Origin of the sequence: Clostridium pascui (assembly GCF_016908015.1) — a bacterium.
GTDB lineage: Bacteria > Bacillota > Clostridia > Clostridiales > Clostridiaceae > Clostridium_AK > Clostridium_AK pascui.
This window is the reverse complement of the sequence record NZ_JAFBDB010000003.1, coordinates 237,755-262,883: the sequence shown is the minus strand read 5'-3', so window position 1 is coordinate 262,883 and position 25,129 is coordinate 237,755. Positions and strand designations below refer to the sequence as shown.

At 30.4% G+C, this 25,129-nt stretch carries 26 protein-coding genes, 1 tRNA gene, 1 riboswitch and 2 other annotated features; of the genes, 15 read left to right on the top strand and 12 right to left on the bottom strand.

The genetic code is table 11. The annotated features are described in order from the left end of the window. Window position 1: 1 nt before the first annotated feature. A complete protein-coding gene (locus JOC70_RS09990) occupies window positions 2–892 on the bottom strand; it encodes a DUF2225 domain-containing protein (RefSeq protein WP_204598747.1) in 891 nt (296 codons plus the stop codon). Between the two features lie 132 nt (window positions 893–1,024). Between JOC70_RS09990 and yjbM the strand changes: the two genes are divergently transcribed. Next, complete coding sequence (gene yjbM, locus JOC70_RS09985) at window positions 1,025–1,813, top strand: GTP diphosphokinase (protein ID WP_035304774.1); 789 nt, start codon at window positions 1,025–1,027, stop codon at window positions 1,811–1,813. A gap of 37 nt (window positions 1,814–1,850) precedes the next feature. Here the strand turns inward: yjbM and leuS are convergent, their stop codons facing one another. The 6 genes from leuS to JOC70_RS09955 all read right to left on the bottom strand — a co-directional run bounded on the left by leuS (window position 1,851) and on the right by JOC70_RS09955 (window position 7,379). Next, window positions 1,851–4,286, bottom strand: coding sequence for a leucine--tRNA ligase (gene leuS, locus JOC70_RS09980; RefSeq protein WP_204598746.1), 2,436 nt, complete (start codon window positions 4,284–4,286; stop codon window positions 1,851–1,853). A 69-nt stretch (window positions 4,287–4,355) separates the two neighbouring features. Continuing rightward, window positions 4,356–4,562 (bottom strand) — a binding site (T-box leader). A 94-nt stretch (window positions 4,563–4,656) separates the two neighbouring features. Beyond that, a tRNA-Gln gene (locus JOC70_RS09975) sits at window positions 4,657–4,732 on the bottom strand. A 76-nt stretch (window positions 4,733–4,808) separates the two neighbouring features. Continuing rightward, window positions 4,809–5,318, bottom strand: a complete 510-nt coding sequence (locus JOC70_RS09970) for a hypothetical protein (protein ID WP_423880671.1) — start codon at window positions 5,316–5,318, stop codon at window positions 4,809–4,811. A gap of 40 nt (window positions 5,319–5,358) precedes the next feature. Beyond that, window positions 5,359–5,964, bottom strand: a complete 606-nt coding sequence (locus tag JOC70_RS09965) for a J domain-containing protein (RefSeq protein ID WP_204598744.1) — start codon at window positions 5,962–5,964, stop codon at window positions 5,359–5,361. Beyond that, window positions 5,948–6,829: a DUF5685 family protein gene (locus JOC70_RS09960; RefSeq protein ID WP_204598743.1), complete on the bottom strand. Its 882-nt coding sequence runs from the start codon at window positions 6,827–6,829 to the stop codon at window positions 5,948–5,950. The genes JOC70_RS09965 and JOC70_RS09960 overlap by 17 nt, the downstream gene beginning before the upstream one ends. A gap of 1 nt (window position 6,830) precedes the next feature. Then, window positions 6,831–7,379, bottom strand: coding sequence for a class IV adenylate cyclase (locus JOC70_RS09955; protein ID WP_204598742.1), 549 nt, complete (start codon window positions 7,377–7,379; stop codon window positions 6,831–6,833). Window positions 7,380–7,549: 170 nt separating this feature from the next. Between JOC70_RS09955 and JOC70_RS09950 the strand changes: the two genes are divergently transcribed. The 3 genes from JOC70_RS09950 (at window position 7,550) to JOC70_RS09940 (ending at window position 9,336) form a co-directional block, all read left to right on the top strand. Continuing rightward, entirely contained in the window at window positions 7,550–7,756 is a 207-nt protein-coding gene (locus JOC70_RS09950) for a hypothetical protein (RefSeq protein ID WP_204598741.1), read from the top strand. Window positions 7,757–7,790: 34 nt separating this feature from the next. Next, the gene (locus JOC70_RS09945; RefSeq protein WP_204598740.1) at window positions 7,791–8,069 is read left to right on the top strand and encodes a spore coat protein; all 279 of its coding nucleotides are present in this window, start codon (window positions 7,791–7,793) and stop codon (window positions 8,067–8,069) included. Window positions 8,070–8,301: 232 nt separating this feature from the next. Beyond that, window positions 8,302–9,336, top strand: coding sequence for a nucleoid-associated protein (locus JOC70_RS09940; RefSeq protein WP_204598739.1), 1,035 nt, complete (start codon window positions 8,302–8,304; stop codon window positions 9,334–9,336). 68 nt (window positions 9,337–9,404) lie between these two features. On the opposite strand, the gene fba is transcribed toward JOC70_RS09940, so the two are convergent. From fba to JOC70_RS09925, 3 genes are all read right to left on the bottom strand, one after another. Next, a complete protein-coding gene (gene fba, locus JOC70_RS09935) occupies window positions 9,405–10,349 on the bottom strand; it encodes a class II fructose-1,6-bisphosphate aldolase (protein WP_204598738.1) in 945 nt (314 codons plus the stop codon). Between the two features lie 150 nt (window positions 10,350–10,499). After that, on the bottom strand, window positions 10,500–10,880 hold the full coding sequence (locus JOC70_RS09930) for a DUF4363 family protein (protein ID WP_204598737.1): 381 nt from the start codon (window positions 10,878–10,880) through the stop codon (window positions 10,500–10,502). 5 nt (window positions 10,881–10,885) lie between these two features. After that, the gene (locus JOC70_RS09925) at window positions 10,886–11,557 is read right to left on the bottom strand and encodes a YetF domain-containing protein (RefSeq protein WP_204598736.1); all 672 of its coding nucleotides are present in this window, start codon (window positions 11,555–11,557) and stop codon (window positions 10,886–10,888) included. A gap of 120 nt (window positions 11,558–11,677) precedes the next feature. Between JOC70_RS09925 and JOC70_RS09920 the strand changes: the two genes are divergently transcribed. Genes JOC70_RS09920 through JOC70_RS09910 form a run of 3 tightly spaced genes read left to right on the top strand, consistent with a single transcriptional unit; the run spans window position 11,678 to window position 14,410 of the window. Next, window positions 11,678–13,336: a nucleoside kinase gene (locus tag JOC70_RS09920; protein WP_204598735.1), complete on the top strand. Its 1,659-nt coding sequence runs from the start codon at window positions 11,678–11,680 to the stop codon at window positions 13,334–13,336. 17 nt (window positions 13,337–13,353) lie between these two features. After that, complete coding sequence (sdaAB, locus tag JOC70_RS09915) at window positions 13,354–14,028, top strand: L-serine ammonia-lyase, iron-sulfur-dependent subunit beta (RefSeq protein WP_204598734.1); 675 nt, start codon at window positions 13,354–13,356, stop codon at window positions 14,026–14,028. Window positions 14,029–14,080: 52 nt separating this feature from the next. Continuing rightward, complete coding sequence (locus tag JOC70_RS09910; protein WP_035304794.1) at window positions 14,081–14,410, top strand: hypothetical protein; 330 nt, start codon at window positions 14,081–14,083, stop codon at window positions 14,408–14,410. Window positions 14,411–14,447: 37 nt separating this feature from the next. On the opposite strand, the gene pssA is transcribed toward JOC70_RS09910, so the two are convergent. Next, window positions 14,448–14,960 carry a CDP-diacylglycerol--serine O-phosphatidyltransferase gene (gene pssA / locus JOC70_RS09905; RefSeq protein ID WP_204598733.1) on the bottom strand — a complete coding sequence of 171 codons (513 nt, stop codon included), beginning with the start codon at window positions 14,958–14,960 and terminating at the stop codon, window positions 14,448–14,450. Between the two features lie 249 nt (window positions 14,961–15,209). Between pssA and JOC70_RS09900 the strand changes: the two genes are divergently transcribed. Together JOC70_RS09900 and JOC70_RS09895 are read left to right on the top strand one after the other, a co-directional pair. Next, window positions 15,210–15,638, top strand: a complete 429-nt coding sequence (locus tag JOC70_RS09900; protein WP_204598732.1) for a CBS domain-containing protein — start codon at window positions 15,210–15,212, stop codon at window positions 15,636–15,638. A 174-nt stretch (window positions 15,639–15,812) separates the two neighbouring features. Then, a complete protein-coding gene (locus JOC70_RS09895) occupies window positions 15,813–16,751 on the top strand; it encodes a YegS/Rv2252/BmrU family lipid kinase (protein WP_204598731.1) in 939 nt (312 codons plus the stop codon). 39 nt (window positions 16,752–16,790) lie between these two features. On the opposite strand, the gene JOC70_RS09890 is transcribed toward JOC70_RS09895, so the two are convergent. Then, entirely contained in the window at window positions 16,791–18,647 is a 1,857-nt protein-coding gene (locus JOC70_RS09890) for a YgiQ family radical SAM protein (protein ID WP_204598730.1), read from the bottom strand. Between the two features lie 343 nt (window positions 18,648–18,990). Continuing rightward, a riboswitch (M-box (ykoK) riboswitch) is annotated at window positions 18,991–19,156 on the top strand. 206 nt (window positions 19,157–19,362) lie between these two features. Between JOC70_RS09890 and JOC70_RS09885 the strand changes: the two genes are divergently transcribed. The 6 genes from JOC70_RS09885 (at window position 19,363) to JOC70_RS09860 (ending at window position 25,120) form a co-directional block, all read left to right on the top strand. Further along, window positions 19,363–20,628 carry a magnesium transporter gene (locus JOC70_RS09885; RefSeq protein ID WP_204598729.1) on the top strand — a complete coding sequence of 422 codons (1,266 nt, stop codon included), beginning with the start codon at window positions 19,363–19,365 and terminating at the stop codon, window positions 20,626–20,628. Window positions 20,629–20,720: 92 nt separating this feature from the next. After that, on the top strand, window positions 20,721–21,458 hold the full coding sequence (gene sleB, locus JOC70_RS09880; protein ID WP_204598728.1) for a spore cortex-lytic enzyme: 738 nt from the start codon (window positions 20,721–20,723) through the stop codon (window positions 21,456–21,458). 117 nt (window positions 21,459–21,575) lie between these two features. Further along, window positions 21,576–21,812 (top strand) — a binding site (T-box leader). 85 nt (window positions 21,813–21,897) lie between these two features. After that, on the top strand, window positions 21,898–22,809 hold the full coding sequence (gene cysK, locus JOC70_RS09875) for a cysteine synthase A (RefSeq protein WP_204598727.1): 912 nt from the start codon (window positions 21,898–21,900) through the stop codon (window positions 22,807–22,809). A 23-nt stretch (window positions 22,810–22,832) separates the two neighbouring features. Beyond that, a complete protein-coding gene (epsC, locus tag JOC70_RS09870; RefSeq protein WP_204598726.1) occupies window positions 22,833–23,399 on the top strand; it encodes a serine O-acetyltransferase EpsC in 567 nt (188 codons plus the stop codon). A gap of 6 nt (window positions 23,400–23,405) precedes the next feature. After that, complete coding sequence (queG, locus tag JOC70_RS09865; RefSeq protein WP_204598873.1) at window positions 23,406–24,380, top strand: tRNA epoxyqueuosine(34) reductase QueG; 975 nt, start codon at window positions 23,406–23,408, stop codon at window positions 24,378–24,380. A gap of 41 nt (window positions 24,381–24,421) precedes the next feature. Then, entirely contained in the window at window positions 24,422–25,120 is a 699-nt protein-coding gene (locus JOC70_RS09860; protein WP_204598725.1) for a lysophospholipid acyltransferase family protein, read from the top strand. The last annotated feature ends 9 nt before the right edge of the window (window positions 25,121–25,129 follow it).

Sequence of the window (25,129 nt, the reverse complement as noted above, 5' to 3'; positions counted from 1 at the left end):
TTTAGCCTTTTTTAAATAATTTTGAAAGAAAGCCTATATTTTTAGATTGAGATTCATCATTGCTTAAATCAACGGAGGGAGGCAATTCGGTAGTTTTTAACTCTTCTATAGCTTGCTTTTCTTTGATTAAATCTCTTTGGCCACGTGCCAAGTCTTTAAGCTTTGTACTAGACCCTCTAGAGGTTATAACATCACCAAACCACTTTAAAGCCTTGTCATCTTGAGATAGTCTCCGATTTAATTCTCCTATTAGATAGATTAAAGTAAACTTGTCCATACCATATATAGGTAAATCTTCATTTAAATAAGCATCCTCAAAACCTTTAAGAGATTCACTCAAGAAAATATTTTCATTTTCCATATCGGTTTTTAATCTATACATCCAAGCTATTTTTAAGCAAGTCATAGCTTTTTTGCTGGATTTAGCACCTATTACAATATAATTTAATAACGCTAGTTTATATCGTTCAATAGCTATATCTTCATTGTATTCTTCGGGGTATTTTCTTCCCTTCCATTTAGCTTTAACTTGAGTGATTATAGCATTTATTTGGAAGTCGCTTAATCTACCGAAATCATTTTTTAATGCTGCATATCCGCAATTATCACAAATCCATACATCATAAAAATACGGATTTATAAGGGTAAATCTCATAAATAGATCTGAATCTTTTGAGGCAAGCCTATAGGAAGAAGTTTTTACGGCCTTAGCCTTAAATACATTGTTGCACACAGGACAAGATACTTCCTTTTCGTATATATGGGATAATTTGTTGACTTCCTTTTTTTTATCCTCTACAATTGAAGTATTATTATCTTTTTTATATATATTTATATCGTTTAAGTTATCAAAGCCTAAGCTTTGTAAATCTGAAAAAATTTTATTACTCATTTTAATCACCGTTTAACCCAATGTTTTTGTAGTATCTATATATTATTATATCAAAAATATTTAAAAGTGTTTTATGAATTCGAAATTTAGTATAGTATAATTATAAAGAAATAAAAGGAAGGTGGCGTTCATATGGCTATAAGGGAATGGAAAACTTTTTTAATACCTTATGAACAGGCTGTAGAAGAGTTAAAAGTTAAGTTTAGAAGTATAAGAACTGAATATAGAAGAAAAAATGAATATTCTCCTATAGAATTTGTAACTGGAAGAGTTAAGGAATTATCAAGTATTTTTGAAAAAGCAAATAAATTTGACATACCTTTAGATAAGATAGAATATGAAATGGAAGATATATCAGGGATTAGGGTAATGTGTCAATTTGTAGATGATATAGAAAAGGTAGTAGGACTTATACGTCAAAGAAGTGATATGAGAATCATGTATGAGAAGGATTATGTTACGAATGTAAAGGGAAGTGGCTATAGAAGTTATCATGTTATTGTAAAATATCCTGTTAATATGGCAGATGGAACAAAGGATATTTTAGCAGAGTTTCAAATAAGGACATTAGCCATGAACTTTTGGGCAACTATAGAGCATTCATTAAATTATAAATATAAGCATGATATACCTAAGGAAATAAGAAATAAACTTAAAGTTGCAGCAGATGCAGCATTTCAGCTAGATCAAAGAATGCTTGAAATAAAGGATGAAATAAAAGATGCTCAAAAAATATTTGAGGTAAAATCTAATATAGTATCAGATATTATGGACAATATCCTAATGCTATCATCGCTTGGTAAAACTTCGGAATCTACCAGATATCAAGTTCAGTTAAATAAACTTGTTGAAGAAGGGGAAGTATCCGAATTAAATAACTTATTAAATGCTACAGAAAAAACATTAGATAGATATAAATAAAAATCCCGCTAAAATATTAGCAGGATTTTTATTTGTATTATTTTACAACTATATTTACAAGTTTGCCTTTTATAACAATTACTTTAGCTATATTTTTTCCTTCTGTGCTCTTTTGAATTTCATCACAAGTAAGAGCAGCTTCTTTAATGGCATCTTCAGTTAAATTAGAAGGTACATTTATTCTTGCTTTGATTTTTCCATTTATTTGTATAGCTATTTCAACTTCATCTTTAATTAAAGCCTTAGGATCAAATTCAGGCCATTTTTCATTAAATACAGAGAAATCTTTGCCACAAAGGTCCCATTGCTCTTCTCCAAAGTGTGGAGCAAATGATGATATAAGTTTTATAAAGTCAAGTATACATTCTTTTAAGAAAGAAGCATTTTTACTTTCTTCACTTAAGTATTTAGATAAAGCATTTGTAAACTCCATAAGTCTTGCTATACAAGTATTAAACTGCATCTTTTCTACATCTTCTGTTATAGACTTAATAGTGGAGTGTCTTATAAAGTTTAACTCCTTTTCAGTTTTATCTACGGTATTTTTATCATTTATAGGGTTTTGGATATATTCCCTAGAAGAGCCTAATATTCTTTCAACTCTATCTACAAACCTTGCAACAGATTTAATTCCATCGTCACTCCATGCTCCGCCTTCAGTATAATCAAAACCAAACATTAAATACATTCTAAACACATCTGCACCAAATTCAGTTATATAATCATCAGGTGAAATTGTGTTTCCTTTAGACTTACTCATCTTTTGTCCATCAGGTCCAAGTATAAGGCCTTGATGAGTTAAGGATGTAAATGGTTCATCAAAGTTTAAGTAGCCCATATCTCTAAGTGCCTTTGTAATAAATCTAGCATATAAAAGATGCATACAAGCATGTTCAGGGCCTCCTACATACTTATCCACAGGAAGTATTTCGTTAATCATTTCAGAATTAAAAGCTTCTCTATCATTTTTATTATCTACATATCTTAGGTAATACCAAGAGGAACACACAAATGTATCCAAAGTATCTGCTTCTCTTTTTGCATGACCGCCGCATACTGGGCAAGTAGTGTTTATAAATTCCTCTGATTTAGCAAGAGGAGATTTGCCATCTGGAGCAAATTCAACATCATATGGAAGCTTCACTGGCAGCTGATCTTCAGGCACTGGAACAGTTCCGCACTTATCGCAATGTATCATTGGAATAGGTGTACCCCAATATCTTTGACGAGATACAAGCCAGTCTCTTAATCTATAGTTTATTTTTTCTGATCCTAATTTTTTATCCTCAAGCTTTTTAACAATAGCACTTCTTGCTTCTTCAGAATTCATGCTGTTGAATTCTTCACTATTTATCATAGCTCCTGCTTCTGTATAAGGAAGATCTCCACCATCTACAACTCTTTCAATTGGAAGGTTGTATTTAGTTGCAAAAGCAAAATCTCTTTCATCATGGGCTGGAACGGCCATAACTGCACCAGTACCATAGGTATTTAATACGTAATCTCCAACCCAAATAGGAACCTTGTGTCCATTTACAGGATTTATAGCATAAGAACCAGTAAATACTCCTGTTTTTTCTCTAGTTATGGATTGTCTTTCTATATCAGATTGTTTTTTAGTCTCATCTTTATATGTTTCTACCTGTTCTTTATATTCATTTGTAGTAACCTTATCCACTAGTTCATTTTCAGGGGCAAGCACCACATAAGTCACGCCATACAATGTATCTGCTCTTGTGGTAAATACATTAAACTCTAAATCAGAGTTATCTATTTTAAAGGTAACCTCTGATCCTGTAGATCGTCCAATCCAGTGTTTTTGCATTGATTTAGTTTTTTCAGGCCAATCTAAGGTATCAAGCTTTTCTAAAAGCTCATCTGCATAATCTGTAATTTTTAAAAACCATTGAGTTAAGTCCTTCTTTGTAACCTCTGTACTGCATCTTTCGCAGCTGCCATCCACAACCTGCTCATTTGCAAGAACAGTATTACAGCTAGGGCACCAATTAACAGGAGCTTTTTTTCTGTAAGCAAGACCCTTTTCATATAACTTTAAAAATAACCATTGATTCCATTTGTAGTAATCTTCTTTACAAGTTATAACTTCATTTTCCCAATTAAACATTGCTCCCATAGCTTTTAATTGCTTTTCCATGGTTTCAATATTTTTCATAGTAGAATCATAAGGATGTATTCCTGTTTTTATAGCAAAGTTTTCTGCAGGAAGACCAAAGGCATCAAAGCCCATAGGCTGAAATACATTATATCCCTGCATTTTTTTAACTCTTGCCCAAGAATCTACAGGTCCGTAATTAAACCAGTGACCTGCGTGAAGTTTACTTCCAGAAGGATAAGAAAACATTTCAAGAACATAAAGCTTTTTTCCAGGATTATTTTTATCGAATTTATATAGTTTTGATTCTTCCCACTTTTTTTGCCACTTTTCATCAATTTTTGTGCTGTAGTTAGCCATATATTATCGCTCCCTTTAATTTAAATTTTATATATTTATTTATAAAACAAAAAACCTTCATCTCTTAATAAAAGAGACGAAGGTTTAAACTCCGCGGTACCACTCTATTTAAAGCTAAAAATTAGCTTTCTCTTAAAATTTTAACGGAATAACCGTATCTGTTTTTCTACAGATAAGCTCCCAAGGCGAGTTCATAATTCATTACTACTGTTTTACACCACACAACAGCTCGCTAAAAGTAATAAAATTACTACTACTCCTGTTCAAAGCCTTTAAATATAAAATTTTATTAAATTTTATACTAAATAGATTTTAATGTCAATACCTATGAAGTTATAAAAGAAGAACTCTTGATTAACAAGAGTTCTTATGGCTGCCCATGCTGGACTCGAACCAACAGGATGCCTGCTCCAGAGGCAGGTGCCTTACCATTTGGCTAATGGGCATTATATCTATTTTTTTGTCGACCATATTGTCGACATTTATTATTATATCAAATTATTAAAATGTGTCAACAGTTTTTTATAAGTTTTTTATAAGTCTTGTCTTAACATAATGTATCGCATAAGTTAATATATAGTCATAAAAATAGAAGGCTACTTCTAAGGCTATAATAAAAAGAGGTATAGGCAAATTAATTTTACTTAAGTCAACTTCTCCTAAAAATAAGAATTTGTATAAAAGGTAACACAAAAATAAGCACAAATTAAAAAATAGATATTTTAAAAACCATTCTAGCTTTGAATTTCTAATTCTTTCTATAAAAAATTTTGTAATTCCATAGGTTCCAAAGAAAATAATATACAAAATAACTTGACCTCTAAGTCCTAGTAATAAAAAGCTTATAATTGAAGTAGCAATGTACACAGTGATAGTATTTTGTAAACTTGTAGATATTAAAGCCACAGGAGTTAAGGAGGAGGCTATTCCTAATATAAAAATTTTATTTGTAGGTGTTATGGTGCTTAAGTATACTAATAAAACACCCAGGGCTGTGAGCAACCCTCCTTTTGATATATGAGAACTTTTCAAAGTCATCATCTCCTAATTTCAACTTGTTATAGTGCCTAAATCAGCAACAGCTAATTAAGTCTCCACCCAAACATTCGCAGCAGCAATCAGCACAATAAAGTTTAAGGCATAAGTCACCCATGCCACTATCATTTCTTCTAGCAGAATAATAAGGTTCCCTATAAGAGTTATTCATAGTATTGATGCGATTTAGAGCTTCTCTATATTCTGAATTTGAAGGATCCATGTTACAAGCGTTTCGAATATATTGATAAGAGGAATCATGCCAACCCTTTCTTAAGTATACAAGTCCCATAAGGTAATTCCATTCTGCATTTCTTACATTGATATTTTCTAGTTTTTGTTGAGCAGAATTAAAGTTGCCATTTTGTATATCTATTCTTATACTATTATAATCGCTGTAATTATTAGAATTAGAAGAGTTGTAATTATTATTAGAGCCACTATATGAAGTGCTTTGACCGTTTTTCATAAGATAATCATAAGCTTCATTTAGTTCTCTCATCTTTTCTTCAGCTAAGTCCTTTAAAGGATTATTACCATATTGATCTGGATGATATTTTTTTGCTTGTTCTCTATAAGCCTTTTTTATTTCTTCCTGAGAGGCTCCTTGTTTAATACCTAACACTTCATAGGGATTTCTCATTTTCAAAAACACTCCTTTTAAAAACTTTGTTAATTTTTTCAATCATTCCTAATTGCAATATGTTATAAAGTAAATCATAGTTTCTTTTTATAGGCAGCTTATCTAATAAGTAAGTACAAGTTCTTCCACAACTTAATAATGTAAATTCTATCCTATCTTCAATAGTTTCTTTAAAGTGCTCATAATTTAAATTATCAGTATTTAACACTGAACTTATAGCATTAAACTTATTATTTTCCATATCCTTTTGTAAATCATCAAATGCATCTATTACATAAATCCATTTACCTAAGTTATATCCGAATTCATGTATATGTTTTTTTATGTCTTCATCAGTTATAGTATATGATAAAAGGTAAGCTGTAAGTTCTCCAAATGGATGACATAATGAATCCAATGTATGGTTTTGGCAATTTTTTTCTATATTATAAAGTTCTTGTAGCTTAGCCCTTGTAAAATCTGTGATTTTTTCATAATTATCAAAATATTTTTTTAAATAATATTTTAGCATAACAGAAGATAGCTTACTTTTAATACTTTTATCATCTTGTACATTATCTAAAAGTTTAAAATAAAACAGCATAACATTACAATAAGCTGCATAATTTAGAGCATCATTATCGATTATAAATAATTTCTTTTGTACAGGATGAACAACACAATGTTCTCTTGTGCTGATTATAGTATCTTCTTTTAATGAATCTAATAAAATTCCTAAGAAGGTCATATCATAATTTAAGGACATTCTTGGAATATTTCCACAGTTATTTTTAATTGCCTTGCACAACCCGCAATAATAAGCTTTGAATTTTTCAAAATCTTTTATCTTAAGCTCCATTTTACAAGGAGTAACATAACCAAACATATTACAATCCTTTTCTTTGTTTAAACAATTCTATTAGTTCATATATACTTTTAGATGTGGTATCTTCCATAGTATAACCTAAAGCTTTAACTACTTCTTCTATTTCTTCAGAAGTCTGAGCTTCAATTTCTATATAAGGAAAAGGGCAAAAGCTTTCTTCATTAATATCTATTTCAATTAAAGCATTTTTATATTTATAACTTTCTCTATACTTTTTTATGCTTTGAGTAAGTTCAAGCCCTAAAGCTTTTAATATAGATTTTCCTTCTTCACCACTCATTATTTCAACTTCATTTTCATCCATCACCTTAAATTTTTCGCTAGAACTTAAGGTTTTTACAGTTAAATAAAAGTTAGTAGAGTTCGTAAGTAAATCTTCTACAGTGCGTATTCGTGCATAGCCATGTTTTTTTAATAAAGTTTTATTTGGAAAATCAAACAAATCATTTATTTGATTTTCTTCTTTTACTTTTGAGCAATCTAGAATCTTTAATTTATTTCTTAGTTCATTTAAATTTATATCAAGTATCTTAACTTCTAGTTCTTTCAATGTAATCACTCCCTATAAATAAGATTATATCATAATTTATTACAATTAAATATTTTAAAAGAAAGTAAATAAAGGAACTTGTGTTAATAAAATATACAAATATTAAAATAAAATAGGGACAAAATATATAACGTCGGAGGAAATTTAAAAAAGTTTAAGGAGGAATACTTATGAATATGGGAAGTAAACAAATAGAAGAAAATAACTTAAGAGCTATTAAAGATGAACTTAGTTATGAAGCATTAATGAATAAAAAGTTTAATTTATATGCTCAATATTGCACAGATGAACATCTAAAAGAATTATGTCATCAATCAGCAGCGGTTCATAAGCAAAATTTCAGTGATTTAAGATCTTATTTAGAATCTCATCAATAAATAAAATTTAAAATAAATTTAGGAGGTAATTTATATGCATACTTCACCAAATTTAACTGAAAAAGAATTAATGCAGGATCTTCTAGCTACAGAAAAACAAGTAGTTTCATCTTATAGTACAATGATTACAGAAACTTCTTGCCCTAATTTAAGAGCAGTACTTGTAAATAACTTTAAAAATGTTGAGGGAACACAATATAAAATCTTTGATGCTATGAAACAAAAAGGATGGTATCAAACTAAGGATGCTGCTCAAAACGAAGTTCAACAAGTAAAAAGTCAAGCTTCACAGATGCAACAAGAGTTAAGATAAATGCAAAAAGAAAGCTCGTGCTACATGGCGAGCTTTTTTTATATTTATAAGGAATTATGACTTAGTATATATTAATATAATATTGAAAAAATTACAGATTTTATTTATTATAGGAATATACCTTTTTACTTTATTTATACAAAAATTAAGGTGAATTGACAATCATTCAAGGATGCTTAATAATTAATGGGGAATACGTACCTATAATTATTTTATTTATGGAGGGTTTAAAGTGGATTATATAAGTGAAGTAAATATAAATGAAGCTATAATACATGTATTAGATAATAATGCAGATGAACCTATATTGAATGAACAAAGATTAACACTTAATGAAGAAGTATATACTTTTTTACTTAAGCACATTCAAAGATGTTTAAAGGATGAAGAACTTAAATATGCTAAGTTTAAAGAAGATAGAAATATAGTAAAAGAGATAAGTCAAGACTATTTATCTGCTCAAGGAAATTTCATAGAAGTATCAAAGGAAATAGGAAGACAGTTGTTTATACTGATGCAGTCTAATGGGAATATACCTTCTGCAGATCTTATAGTAGTAAGCATATCAACAGAAAGAGGAAATATGATTGGAATTATAAAGATGGATTATGTTAAAAATTATACACATAGTATAAATTTTAATGGAGAAAAAATTGATATAGATATAATTCCGGATCATACAGGACTTCCAGCTAGTAGTCAAAAGATACAGAAATGTGCATTTATAAAATTTATAGATTCAGAGCAAGAGTATGATTTACTAGTTATGGATAAGCAAAAAAAGAATAAAGAAGAAGAGTATGGATCTAACTATTTTATAAATAAGTTTCTGGGTTGTAAAGTTATTGAAAATGAAAGAGATATGACTAAAAACTTTGTAAGAGCGGCAGAAGAATGGACTAGAACAAACTTTAATGAGAATGCAGATAAGGCGGAAAAGGTAAGGAGTTCTATTAAGAAAAAGCTTAAGCAAGAAGAAAACTTGAACTTATATGAAGTAACAGATCATATATTTGGTGAAGACAAAGAAAAAAAAGCAAGTTTTGTGGATTATGTTTCTTCAGAAGGGGTTCAAGATAACATAATGTTAGATAGAGATTGGATAGAAAAAAAGTTTAAAAGAATAAGATTAAAGATAGATAAAGACATTGATCTTTATATAAATGAAGAAGCCTATGATGATATAAATAGATTTCAAATACATAGAAATGGTGATGGAACGATAGATATTGTTATAAAGGGAATTATTAATTATATAGAGAAGTAATAATTAAAGTTTAAGGAGTTCATTAAATAATGAACTCCTTTTCTAAATCAATAATTATTATCTAAATATTAAAGGCTATTAGAAGATCCCAAAACGTTTTTAATTTTATTTTGAACAAGACCTTCTATAGCTTCTCTTCCAGCACCTAAGTATTTTCTTGGATCTATTTCCTTAGGATTTTCAGCCATAACTCTTCTTATAGAAGCTGTTAGTGAAAGTCTTAAATCTGTATCCATATTTATTTTGCAAACAGCCATAGAGGATGCTTTTCTTAACATTTCATTAGGAACCCCTTTTGCTCCTGCAATTTCCCCACCAAATTCATTGCACATTTGAACAAAAGTAGGCTCTACAGAAGAAGCACCATGAAGAACTATTGGGAAATTATTTATTCCTTCTGCTTCAAGTTTTTCTGTTATGGAAGCTAATCTATCAAAATCAAGTTTAGCCTCTCCTTTAAATTTATAAGCTCCATGACTTGTTCCAATAGCTATAGCTAAGGAATCAACTCCAGTTCTTTTTACAAAGTCAACTGCTTGCTCAGGATCTGTATATGTAGCTTCATGACTTGCAACTTTAACATCATCTTCTACACCAGCAAGCTTTCCAAGTTCAGCTTCTACTACAACTCCCTTAGAATGAGCGTATTCAACTACTTCTTTAGTAAGTTTTACATTTTCTTCATACTCATAATGAGAGCCGTCAAACATAACAGATGTGAATCCAGATTCTATAGCAAGTTTAACTTGATCCATATTAGCACCATGATCTAAATGTAGTGCAATATCAATACCTGTATCTTCAATAGCAGCATCAACCATATGTTTTAAATATTTAGGGCCAGCATATTTTAGAGCACCAGCAGAAACTTGAAGAATAACTGCAGAGTTTTCAGCTTTTGCAGCGTTTACTACTCCTTGAATTATTTCCATGTTATTAATGTTAAATGCTCCTATGGCATATTTCCCTTCATAAGCTTTTTTAAACATTTCCTTTGTTGTAACTAAAGCCATTTATATCACCTTCCACACCAAATTTGTATTTGTACTATATATATTATAAATCATGGTAAAATAATTTGCTACAATTATTATAAAATATTACACAATGTTTGTATTTGAGGAAATAAGTGTAGCATATATATTATAAATGAGTGATAAATATCAAAATATATTTTGAATGTTAATTTTTTCTAGATTAAGTATATGCTCAAATAAAAATTTTATAGCATAAATGCTAGCCATAGACTCATCTTTGTTATGATAATTAACATATTGTGTTAATTTGCTAATTTCACTATGAATATTATCTATTTCTCGATGATGCACAAATATACATATTTTATTAGAGTGTGTATTCCATTCAGTCATAAGTTTTTTTACAGTAATATTAGCTTCATCCCATTTTTCTTCTATAATAAGTTTTTCTAGGTTACTATTAGTTGTAGACATGGAAGTACAAGTGTTCGAAAGAAAAAATATAGAATAAATCATAGTACTTATCATAGTTAAAAATAAAATTAGGGGAAGGAATATGTTTTTCATAAAAGTCACGTCCTTTTTTGATAATAAAACTCTCCTTTAGAATTTATCACTGCTATAAAAATTTCATTTACAGAATTCACTCCAGAAGACTTTAGTTTTGATAAAAGTTTATCTTCAGTCATTTTAACAAGTTTTAAGTTTTGGTGATTTACTTTTCCATCAAGAATTAAGGTTATAGGAAGACTATCTTGTTTTGTTTTAATATTCAAATCTTCTTTTGTAACAGGAGCAGAACTCGTTTTAGGTATAATAGATAGTTGACCGCTGGTTTCTAAAATGGCATATTGAACATCTTGGATATTATAAAAGCCTTGGAGACGGAGCTCCTCCATCAAGTCATTTATATTAAATTTTTGATGCTTTAGTTCATTGATATCTATTTGTCCGTCTTCTATCAAAATACTAGGTTTACCATTTACTATATTTCTAAGTTTTTCACTTTTTAATTGTAATATTACTAGCGAAGCTTGCAAAACTATTAAAGTTATTATAGGTATAACTCCATGAATTAATGGTACTTCTGTATCTTGCATTGGAAGTGATGCCAATTCTGAAATCATTATAGTTATAGCAAGTTCAAAAGGCTCTAGCTGACCAATTTGCTTTTTACCCATTATTCTCATAGCTATAATTACTATAAAGTATAATATAATAGTTCTTATAAGTACTATAAACAAAATATCACCCCTCTATAATGTATATTTTTTCTTAAAAATTTCAAAATTATTAGTAAAGTTAGATTAATTTTCACAAATTTAAAGTATAATATTAGTACAATAAATATAGGGGGATAATATATGGCACAGTTTAAATTAAATTTATCAGCATCAAATAATGTGATTGTAGAAGAAGGTACCGATATTAAATCCGTAGTAGATAAATACTTAAGTGATATTAAGCTTCCAGCCATTTTGGGAAAGATAAACTATCAGACTTATGAACTTAATAGTCCTGTAAAAGAAAGTGGTACTCTTCAAGTGATTGACATTACAAACAGTATAGGACTTAAGGCTTATATAAGAACTCTTCAGTTTATACTTATAAATGCTGTATTAGATATTTTCCCCAAGGCTAAAATAAGTATAGAACATTCTTTAAGTAAAGGGATATATGGAGAAATAGAAAAAGAAACACCTTTAAATGAGGAAGAAATTATAAAGATTAAAGATAAAATGAAAGACCTCATAAATTTAAATATTCCAATAAACAAAGTAACTGTTAAAAAGGAAGAAGCCATAAAAATATTTAACAGCTATGGTATGGATGACAAAATAAGGCTTTTAAAACACGTTAATTTAGAAAAAGTAAGTCTTTATGAGTTAGATGGAAGATATGACTACTTTTATGGTCAAATGGCACCATCTACTGGAGTTATTCAAATGTTCGATTTAATATATTATAAGCCAGGTCTTCTTTTAAGATACCCAACAGAAGAAAATCCATTCAAGATTCCAGAGTTGATAGAGCATAAAAAGCTTGCTAAAATTTTTAAGGAAACAGAGGAATGGGGAAGAATATTAGATGTAGCAGATGTAGGATCATTAAATAATAAGGTTGAATCAGGAGAAATGATAGATATAATAAGGGTAGCAGAAGCACTGCATGAAAAAAAAGCAGCATATATTGCAGATATGATAAGTGAAAGAAAGAATACAAAGCTTATATTAATTGCAGGTCCATCATCATCCGGGAAAACAACCTTTGCCAGAAGACTAGGCATACAACTTAGAGTTAATGGGCTTATTCCTGTTCCGCTAGGTCTTGATGACTATTTTGTAGACAGAGATAACACTCCGAAGGATGAAAATGGAGAGTTTGATTTTGAATCTATATTTGCCCTTGATTTGGCGCTTTTTAACAAGAACCTTCAGCAAATACTTAGTGGAATGGAAGTTGAAATACCTACTTATAATTTTAAAAAGGGGAAGAGAGAATGGAATGGAGAAAAAATTAAACTTCCGCCTAATGGAATACTTATAGTAGAAGGTATACATGGATTAAATGAAATGCTTACTGCATCTATTCCTTTTGAAAATAAATTTAAAATATATATAAGTGCCCTTACTCAGTTAAATCTTGATAATCACAATAGAATATCTACAACGGATGTTAGAATAATGCGTAGAATTGTAAGAGATTATTTGTCAAGAGGATATGGAGGAGAAGAAACATTAAAAATGTGGCCTTCCATAAAGAGGGGAGAGGAAAAAAATATATTTGTGTATCAGGAAAATGCTGATGTAATGTTTAATTCAACGCTAGTGTATGAGTTATGTGTCCTGAAAAAATTTGCGTTAAGTGAATTGAATAAAATACAGCCTGAAAGTAGTGTTTATTATCAGGCGCAAAAGCTTAAGAGCTTTTTAAACTTCTTTAAAGACGTAGACGTGAGTTTTGTACCTGAAAATTCAATTTTAAGAGAATTTATAGGGGGAAGTTGTTTTTATAAGTACTAAAGAAAAGGTGGTTTAATATGAAAAAGTTTGGTGTATTCGATATTGTAGGACCTATAATGATAGGGCCATCAAGTTCTCATACTGCTGGAGCAGCAAGGCTTGCAAAGATAGCTAGAATTGTAGCAGGCAAGGAAATAAAATCTGTGGAGTTTTACTTGCATGGATCTTTTGCAAAAACTTATAAAGGACATGGAACGGACAGAGCGTTAGTTGCTGGAATACTTGGTATGGATCCATGGGATGAAAGGCTTAGAGATTCAATAAAAATAGCTAAAGATAAGAATATAGGTATAACATTTCATGAAGCTGATTTAGGAGATGTTCATCCAAATACGGTAAAGTTTATTATTCATAAGGATGATGGAACTATAATAGAGGTAATGGGTTCATCCGTAGGAGGAGGAAATATTGAAATAACTAGAGTAAATGGTGAAGAGATTGAATTTACAGGAGCGTACCCTACTCTCATAATAAATCATATAGATATTCCAGGGATGATTTCTAAGGTTACTGCATTACTATATGAAGGGAATATAAATATTGCCTTTATGAAGGTATATAGAAGTAAAAGAGGAGCAAATGCAACTATGGTATTTGAAACAGATAGCATAGTAGAAGAAAATATAGTGCAAAAAATAAAAGATATTCCTTATATAGGGAGTGTCAAAGTAATAAGCCCTACAGAGGAATAAAATTTTAGCTAACTAAGTATACTTAAATAGGAAAAATATTTAAGAGGTGACTATGTCTCACAGAAAGGTAGTTCAAGATTACTATTTAGATATTAATAATTTAGCAGATTTACTGACTAAGTTTACCAATTCTTATAGGCTTCTAATTGGAGGTGCTCAAGAGTTAAATGGGATAGCACTAGCTAGTAAAAATGATGTAAAGAAAGCACTACAAAGAGCTAATGAACTAGGACTCGTTATTGATGATCTTATAGATGTTTTAGATGTATGTGGATGTAATTATATGAACTACTGCAAACTGAAATCTCACGTTATAAAGGCTAAAATTCAAATAAGAAATATTGAAACAGAAGTGGATGAAGAATTAAATCTAAAAGAATAGCTCATTGTAAGTTTTTAAAATTTACAATGAGCCTTTTTTATACTTTTTTAAATCTTAATTTACTTATCATAAGATAAGAGAACATTACTACTAAGATTATTGGCAATATAGGTTGCACTGCTCTATCCATAGTTAATAATGAATAAAGAGCTAAAAAGGAACCGGCTGCAGTAATAGGCACACCAGTAAACAATCCATCAAAAGATGTTATGTTATATCTTGCTAATCTATATGCTCCCGACATAGGGAAAATTAGCAATAAAAGATAACCTAAAAGTCCTAATTCTGAAAAGCTATATAAGTTAAATACCAATATAGAAGGGGCAACACCAAAGGATACTAGATCTGCTAATGAATCTAATTCTTTCCCAATTTCACTTGATACATCTAAAAATCTAGCTACCCTACCGTCATATCTATCTATTAATCCAGCAATAAGAATAAATAGAGAGGCCATTTTATAATCACCTTGAAAAGTCATAATCAAAGACAATACCCCAAAAGCCAAATTACTTAAAGTAAAAATATTAGGGACTGCGTTTTTGTTCATTAAAATATCAACTCCTAAAAATTTTTAATAAATACAATAATATAAATGCGGTTAATATATATTATAACTCAAATCTAATTTATAATTAATAAAAACTTAAAAAAAATATTTAAATTTTTATTAATTTAATAATTTTTAACAATATTTCACTAGGAAGTGACCTAATAAATCAAGATTTATATAAATCATATTAAAGTATAGTATTATAAATAAATATTAAGGAGAAACTATGATGGGAGGTGTTATGATATGAAAGTAAAAGATATTATGACAAAGAATGTAGCAAGTCTAAATCCAGAGGATACTGTAGAACATGCAGCACAACTTATGAAGGAATATAACATAGGATCTCTTCCGGTTTGTAATGAAGAGAAAGTAATAGGAATAATTACAGATAGGGATATAGCTATAAGGTCGTCAGCTGAAGGGGAAAATGTTCAAAAACAGACAGTTAGAGACATAATGACATCTAATCCTGTAACTATAAAAAGTGATATAGATATACAGGATGCAACAAGAATAATGAGTGAAAGACAAATAAGAAGATTGCCAGTAGTTGAAAGTAATAATTTAGTAGGGATGCTATCCTTAGGAGATGTTTCAGTGGAATCAGCTTCAAATGAAACTGCAGGAGAGGCTTTAAGTAACATTTCAGAACCAAGTACACCTTTGTTATAAATAAAGTATATATTAAAAAAATAATTTATAACAAATAAAAGATTTTTGAACTATCATTGAAAACCAAATCCACAAGTTTTGTGTATCTTGTGGGTTTGGTAAATATATACTATAATAATTAAGGAAACATCTTATAATCCTGCATGGGTTATTTAAAATAATAGGAGATCTGGTATGAAAAAAGTAAAATTTATTTATAATCCTTATTCGGGTGAAAATTCAATAATTTCTGATCTGGACAGTATTGTAAAAATGCACCAGAAATATAACTATTCTATAGTACCTTATAGAATAAGTATGGAATATGATTTATCTAAAGCTTTTGATGATATAGATGAAAGTTTTAGTTACATATTAGTTGCTGGAGGAGATGGAACCTTAGATAATGTAGTGAATCATATGAAAAATTTAAATATAGATAAACCTATTGGTATACTTCCTGTAGGAACTGCAAATGATTTTGCTAAATATTTAGGCATACCTCAAGATGTAGAAGAAGCTTGCATTCAAATTTTAAATAGTAAACCTAAGGGTGTAGATTTAGGAAAAATTAATGATAAATATTTTTTGAATGTAGCAAGTACTGGCTTATTTACAGATATATCGCAAAAGACTGATGTGAATTTAAAAAATAGTTTAGGTAAGCTAGCTTACTATGTAAAGGGTATAGAGCAGATTCCTAATTTTAGAAAGTTAAGGGTTAAAGTAACCTCGGAAGAAGTAACTTATGATGGTGATATGTATCTAATGTTAGTGTTCAATGGACAAACAGCTGGGAATTTAAAATTAGCATATAAGGCCCAGACAGATGATGGTTTATTAGATGTTATTATAATTAAGGCAGGAACTATTAGAGATATGATACCTCTGTTTATAAAAATGATAAGAGGGGATCATTTAGAAGATACTACAAGTATATTGTATTTTAAGACAAGTAATTTACAGGTAGAAACAGAAGAAAATATTGTTACAGACATAGATGGAGAAAGAGGTCCGGATTTTCCACTTACAATTGAATGTATAAAAGAAGGCATTCAAATGCTTGGGATTGATATAAATGAAGAAAAGCATAGTTTAAAAAGACCTGGGCTTATACGGGCAAGATTAAAATAATAAAATGGATACAGAATAAAAATTCTGCATCCATTTATTTTAGCGTTTTTTTGATTTCTTATTTTTGTTATTCTGTTTATTTGATGAGCTTTTAGGCTCTTTATCTCCAATAAGGCAATGTGGACCCTTTCCTATAAGGTCTTCACGATTACATGCTATAAGGGCATCTTTAACTGTATTATAATTTTTAGGTATTTTAAATTGAAGTAAAGCCCTTTGCATGTTTTTTTCCTTTTGAGTTTTAGGCGTATATACTTTTTCTCCTGTAAGAGGATTTATTCCTGTGTAATATACAGTAGTTGAGAGGCTGCCAGGAGTAGGGTAAAAATCCTGAACTTGTTCAGGGGTATAGCCCATTTGCTTTATATATTGTGAGAGCTCAACTGCTGAACTTAAGTCACTACCAGGATGGCTAGACATTAGGTAAGGGACTAAATATTGTTTTTTATCTAAATTTTTATTTATAGATTTATATTTGTTTATAAACTTTTCATATACATCATTATTAGGTTTTCCCATATATTTTAATACGTTGTTACTTATATGTTCAGGAGCAACCTTTAGCTGTCCGCTTACATGATGTTTACATAAGTCTTTGAAAAAGTCATCTTTTTTATCAAGCATTAAATAATCAAATCTAATACCTGAACGAATGAACACCTTTTTAACATTAGGCAGAGATCTTACTCTTCTTAAAAGACCTAGATATTCGCTATGATCTACGATTAAGTTTTTGCACGGAGTTGGAAACATACATTGCCTATCCTTACAAGTACCTTTGGTTTCTTGGATTTTACAAGCTCTATGTCTAAAGTTAGCAGTAGGTCCTCCTATATCATGAATATATCCCTTAAAGTCAGGAAGAGTAGTTAAAAGCTTTGCTTCATCTACTATAGAATCTTGGCTTCTGTTTTGAATGACCCTCCCTTGATGAAAGGTTAAAGCACAAAACGAGCAAGAACCAAAGCATCCCCTATGACTTGTAATGGAGAATTTAACTTCTGTTATGGCAGGAATTCCACCATCTTTTTCATACATTGGATGATAAGTTCTGGCAAATGGAAGATTATAAACTTCATCCATTTCTGCTTCTGTTAAAGGAATTTGTGGTGGATTTTGAACTATATATTGATATCCATGTTTTTGAACTACAGTTTTTCCGCGAATGGCATCTTGTTCATAATAAGAGAGTTTAAAGCTTTCAGCATAGGACTTTTTATCTTCTACGCACTCTTCAAAGGAAGGAATCTCTACAAAGTTATTTAAATGACTTATATCTTTTGTAGAATATACAGTGCCTAAAACATTATTTATTTTAGAAATATCCATTCCGTATTTTAAAAGATCTGCAACTTGAATAATGATTTTTTCTCCCATACCGTATATTAATAAATCAGCTTTAGAATCTAATAAAACACTTCTTCGTATTTTATCGTCCCAATAATCATAATGTGCAAATCTTCTAAGGCTACTTTCGATTCCTCCTATTATAATAGGAACATCCTTATATGCTTCACGAGCACGATTGGAGTATACTATTACAGCCCTGTCTGGCCTGTATCCTGACTTGCCTCCAGGAGAATATAAATCATCATGGCGTCTTTTTTTAGAAACAGTATAGTGATTAACCATGGAATCAATATTCCCTGAATTTATTAAGAAAGCATATTTAGGCTTCCCTAAGGCTTTAAAACTTTCGGCACTTTTCCAGTCAGGCTGAGCGATTACACCCACTGTGTATCCCTGGCTTTCTAAAACTCTACTTATTATAGCGGAGCCAAAGGATGGATGGTCAACATAAGCATCACCTGTTACAAGTACAAAGTCAAGCTGACTTATACCTCGTTGTTTTAAATCTTGTTTATTTACAGGTAAAAAATTTTTATTTAAATTCATATTTATAATAAACTCCTATTCTAATTTTATAGTTTATTGTATACATGCTATAAAGCCTTCTAATTATACTATTATAATCTATTTTATTAGGTAGTAAACATATTTTAAAAAATATCTAGAATTTTATAAGGGATAAGGATTTTAATGAATTATTTGTAAAAAAGTATGTTTTCTTAATAAAATGAATACATAATTCATAGGAAACAGTAAATAATAGATAAAAACTGTAGATTTTTTGATCCAAATGTATGTGAAGCTATTTATTAAGGAGATTTAAAGAAATATCAAATTTTATGGTTGCAAATTCTTTATTTAGTAATATAATAATAATATAATAAAATTTAAAAATTTAGGTTAGGTGAGGCTCCTATATAGAGATACGCTGCTGCCCGGAAACATCGAGAGATGCCAATGGGTCAACAAGTACTACCGAATTAAGGTTTTATTTAACGTAGCTGGACTTTGTCCTCATGCTATATAGTGCTAAAACTCAACGAAAGTTATTTTTGTTTGTTTTAGAGAGCCCTTGCGCTCTTTTTGTTTTTTGATTAAGTAATCAGGTGGTGAATTTAAATGGAAAGTGGCCCTCGTAGTGGTCGGACAAACTTAAAAAAATTAAATATGTGCCATGCGGAGGCGGACTTCTATCATAAGGTGATTTAAGAAGGCTCTTTATACTAAGACGGTATTCCTCTGCATGGGAAGGAGGAATATTATGAAAAGAGTAGAAAGTTTCTTCTTGAGTAAAATTCTTTATAGAAAAGTATATGATGAATTTGGAGATAACATTGGGAAACTGTGGGATATTTATGTTACCACAGAAGATGGTATGCCAAGGGCAATCGGCTATAAAATTAAAAAGGATGGAGAAATTTTTAATTATGAGTTCAAATTAATTCAGTTTATTGAAGATGATCATGGTAAAATGATAACCAAAGTAAAAGGTGCTAGAGAAATAATTCCTAGAGCATACTCCTATCTCTTATCGAGGCATCTTTTAGATAAGCAAATAGTAGATATAAATGGAAAAAAGGTAGTAAGAGTTAATGACCTTAGAATGGCAGAAATTGCAGGTGAATATAGAGTAATTGCAGTAGACACAGGAATACTTGCGTTAGCTAGAAGGCTTAATATGGAGGCAATTGCAAAAAAAACATATAATTTTTTTCATAGAAAGCCCGGAGATAGTATTATTATGTGGGATAATGTAGAGTCTTTAGAGATGATAAATAATAATCTTAAGCTATCAGTACCATATAAAAAACTATCAAAGCTTCATCCCGCAGATTTAGCAGATATCTTAGAAGAAATGGACACAAAATATAGAAGCTTGGTTTTTGAGAGTTTTGATGAAGACTTAGCTGCAAATATATTAGAAGAAATTGAACCAGAAATTCAAGCCAATATCTTAGAGAATTTGAGTCAAACAAAAAGAGCTGAGGTATTAGATAGTATGCCAAATGATGAAATTGCAGATCTTTTAGACGAGGTAGATGAAGAAACGGCAGAAAAAATACTTTTGACGCTAGAGAAGGAAGATGCAGATGAAGTTAGGGAACTTATGACCTATGAAGATGAAACTGCAGGAAGTATAATGAATAAAGATTTTATAGCTTTTAACATAGATATTACTGTTCAGGAAACTATAGAAATTTTAAGGGAAATGAAGCCAGATCATGAAGTTATGCATTATATATATATCATAGATAAAGATGAAAAGTTAAAAGGAGCAATTTCCTTAACAGATCTAATACTTTCCCCTCTTGATGGGAAACTTATGGATATAATGGTTAAGGACTTTGCTAAAATAAAAGATAATGAAAGTATTAATGAAGCAGTTGAACTGTCTATAAAATATGACTTGCTTGCATTACCTGTGGTAGATGGGGAAGAAAAACTTTGTGGAATTATAATAATAAGCGATATAATAGAAGATATATTTGCTCCTACTTGGAGAAAGAAGTTTAAAAAAGCAGGCTAAATTAAGTCTGCTTTTTTCTATTTAATGAGTATTTTTTTGGGAAATATGCAGAAAATATATTTATATACACAATTTTTAAGGAGGATGCAGTAATGAGGAAGTACTTAAGCTTCAGAAAAATTGTACTTTATATGATGATAGGACTTATAGCATATTTTAGTATATACATCTATTTCACACCTTATAATAAGGCATTAGATGTAATTACATATTATTATGGCTCAAAGGGAGATAGGGTTTCCCAGATTCAACAAAAGTTAAAAAATTGGCAGTATTATGATGGTACCGTCGATGGAATATATGGCTATGGAACCTATACTGCAGTTAAGAAGTTTCAAGAAAAGAATGGGCTTAAGGTCGATGGAGTGGTAGGTGATGCTACGTTAAAGGCTCTAGGTATATATATAACTTCACAAAGTAATACATCATCTCAGGGGAGCAATGTAGATAGCCCCAAACCGCCAACAAGTACTAGCGATAATCAAGATGTACAGCTTTTAGCAAGACTTATAAATGGAGAAGCAAGAGGAGAACCTTATGAAGGTCAAGTAGCTGTAGGGGCAGTAGTTTTAAATAGAACTAGAGACTCAAGATTCCCATCAACTATAGCGGGGGTTATTTATCAACCAGGAGCATTTACAGCTATAGTAGATGGCCAAATAAATGCACAAATGCAGCAAAGTTCAATAAATGCTGCTATAGATGCATTGAATGGATGGGATCCTTCAGGTGGAGCAGTATATTACTTCAATCCTGTTACAGCAACTAGTTCATGGATATGGTCACGTCCATTAATAAAGGTTATAGGAAAGCATAGGTTTTGTAGATAACAGTTGATATCATATATATTTTGAGATTAATATTGTCCATAAATGTCGTAAATTACATAGTTGACAAATAGAAAATAAGGAATATAATAATATTATATAATTCATAGTAAAATAGTCGGAAATACATTGAAAGAGGAAAGTAATATAAATGGAATTTACAGAGAGGGAATCTAGTATGCTGAGAGGATTTCTATATAAAAATTTATATGAAGTGCCCTCTGGAGTATTGCACCGAAACTTTAAGTAGGCTGCAACGGCATCAACCGTTAAATTGATAGAGCATATAATGTGCTTGAATATGTCACACAATTTTTTGTGTAGAGTGGAATAACGAATAATAACTTCGTCTCTATAAATTAGAGGCGAAGTTTTTTTATATATAATCTTACATTAATATAAACTTTATGCATAATTAAAATTATAAAAAGGAGATGTTAATATGATATATAACAATGCTTTGGAAATGATAGGGAACACACCTCTTTTAAAATTAAATAATATAAATGATAAGAATGCTGCAGAAGTATATGTAAAACTTGAAAAATATAATCCAGGTGGAAGTATAAAAGATAGAGCAGCTCTTGGTATGATAGAAAAGGCTGAAAGACTAGGAATTATAAAAAGGGGAGACACTATAGTTGAACCTACTAGTGGTAATACTGGTATTGGACTGGCTATGGCAGGAAAGTTAAAGGGGTATAAGGTTATAATTGTTATGCCAGATACAATGAGTATTGAGAGAAGAAATACAATAAGTGCTTATGGAGCTGAGCTAGTGTTAACAGATGGAAAGCTTGGAATGAAAGGCGCAATAGAAAAAGCTGAGGAGCTAGTTAAAGACTCCAAAGGGTTTTATATACCCCAACAGTTTGAAAATGAAGCTAATCCAGAAAGGCATTATGAGACTACTGCAGAGGAAATAATGAAAGATATTCCAGATATTGACACGTTTGTAGCATCTGTAGGTACAGGCGGAACAATTATTGGGGTAGGAAGAAAATTAAAAGAATTAAAAAAAGATATAAAAATCATAGCTATAGAGCCTGAAAAATCTCCACTAATTTCAGGAGGTAAAGCTGCACCTCATAAGATTCAAGGAATAGGAGCCAATTTTATACCAGGGATATATGATGATAGTATTGTAGATGAAGTAATCACTGTAACAGACGAAGAAGCATTTGAATATGCTAGGCTTATGGCAAGTGAAGAGGGCATAATGGTTGGAATATCATCAGGAGCAAATATAGCTATTGCACTTAAAGTTGCAAGGAAGCTAGGAGTGGGCAGAAAAATAGTTACTGTAGCTCCAGATGGAGGAGAGAAGTACCTATCAACAGGACTATATGATTAGTAAAAGGAGTTTGAGAAGGATTTATGTTTAGTAAATTGAAATACGATTTAGATTTTGTATTAAAAAATGATCCTGCTGCAAGAAATAGATTAGAAGTATTACTTTTATATCCGTCTATTCATGCGTTGATAAATCATAGAATGGCACATTTTTTTTATAAGAGAAACATGTTTTTCATGGCAAGGCTTATTTCTCAAATGTCTAGATTTTTTACAGGAATAGAAATTCATCCGGGAGCAACAATAGGAAAAGGATTATTTATAGACCATGGTATGGGAGTAGTTATAGGGGAAACAGCAGAAGTGGGAAATAATGTAATAATGTATCATGGTGTTACTTTGGGTGGAACCGGCAAAAATAAAGGCAAAAGGCACCCAACTGTTGGAAATAATGTAGTTATAGGAGCAGGAGCAAAGATTTTAGGGCCAATATCGTTAGGCACAAGTTCTAAGATAGGAGCTAATGCAGTTGTTCTAAAGGATGTGCCAGAAAACTGTACTGCTGTTGGAATACCTGCAAAAGTTGTAAAATGTGATGATAATCCTATAATAAAAATAGATGATTATAGAAATAAGATAAAGGGATTATAAATGAATATGAATTACAAGGCAAATATAATGGAGTTTTGTAAAAGATTGGGACTAGATACTATAGGATTTACGAGACTTAGAAGGTTTGATGAATTGCAAGAATTCTTGGAATCTAGAAGGCAAAATGGATTACAAAATGAATTTGAAATAGAAGATATAGAAAGCAGAATAAACCCAATGCTTTATATGGAGGAAGGAAAGACAATTATCTCAATTGCCTTTCCTTATCTCTTTAGCAAAGAGATAAATGGAGATATATACTTCTCTAAATACACTAGAGGCGAGGATTATCACAAAGTAGTGTCAATGTATTTAAGAAGAATATGCGAATATATAGAAAATATTGGAGGAAGGGCTAAATATTTTGTGGATAGTAATGCATTGCCTGAAAGATATATAGCAAATTTATGTGGTATAGGATTTCTTGGGAAAAATAATATGATAATTACAAAAAAATATGGATCTTATGTATTTTTAGGAGAAATAATAACAGATTTGTTTATAGAAGAGGACAGTCCCATAGAGTGTGAATGCAATGAATGTAATTTATGTATGAGAGCTTGCCCTACTAAATGCATAAATGAAGGGAAGACTAATCCTAATATATGTTTGTCTTATATAACCCAAAAAAAGCATATTGAAGATGAATGGTTTGATAAGATTAATGGGAGGATATTTGGATGTGATACCTGTCAGGATCTATGTCCTTTTAATAGATATGCTGAATTATCTAATATAAATGAGTTTAAGCCCTTTGAATATATGGAGAGCATAAATGAAGATGAAATTGTAAATTTAAATAATAAAGCCTTTAAGGAGAAATATGCAAGCACTTCTTCTGGTTGGAGAGGGAAAAATATTCTTACAAGAAATACCATGATACAGCTTATGAAAAATGGAAGGTATAAGGGGCCTATATCCTTTAGTTCGCCTTACATTGAGGATTATTATTGTAGACTTTTAAAACATTTCAAATTATAATTTAATTATAATATATTGTTTTGAGGAAAGGTGGAACTAGTATGATTTCTCCATTAGCTGTAAAAATCATATCCAAATTGCCAAAGGGCATGGTATGTTTCTTAGCTAAAAGGATAGTAAATAGATATATGAATAAATATGCACATATAGAAGTTACTGGTATGGAAAATTTAAGGGACATAAAAAAGCCTATACTTTTTATATGTAATCATTTAAGCAATTCGGATGCTTTAGTTTTGATGGAAGTGTTTAAGGATTATGATTTAACATTTGTAGCAGGAGCAAAGCTTTCAAACAATCCATTAACAAATCTTGGGATAAGCATTACAAAAACAATAACAATTAAACCAAATACTGCTGATAAGGATGCCTTATCAAGTATAATAAAGGCATTAAGAGCGGGAAATAATATACTTATATTCCCCGAGGGTACAAGAAGTAGAACTGCAAGTTTAATAGAAGGGAAAAAAGGAGCAGTTTTAATTCAAAAGCTATCTAAGGCCACAGTGATTCCAGTGGCAATGCATGGAACAGAAAAGCTTTTGCCTATAAATGATAGTGATATGGGCGGTGAAAAATTTCAACATGCAAAAGTATATGTAAATGTAGGAAAAGCAATAGATGTACCTTTAAAAGACAAGGAAGAAGATAAGCATGATTATGAAGAAAGAATACTTACATGTTTTATGAAAAGTATAGCAGCGCTACTACCTGAGGACTATAGGGGAATATATAAATAGTAAAGGTGT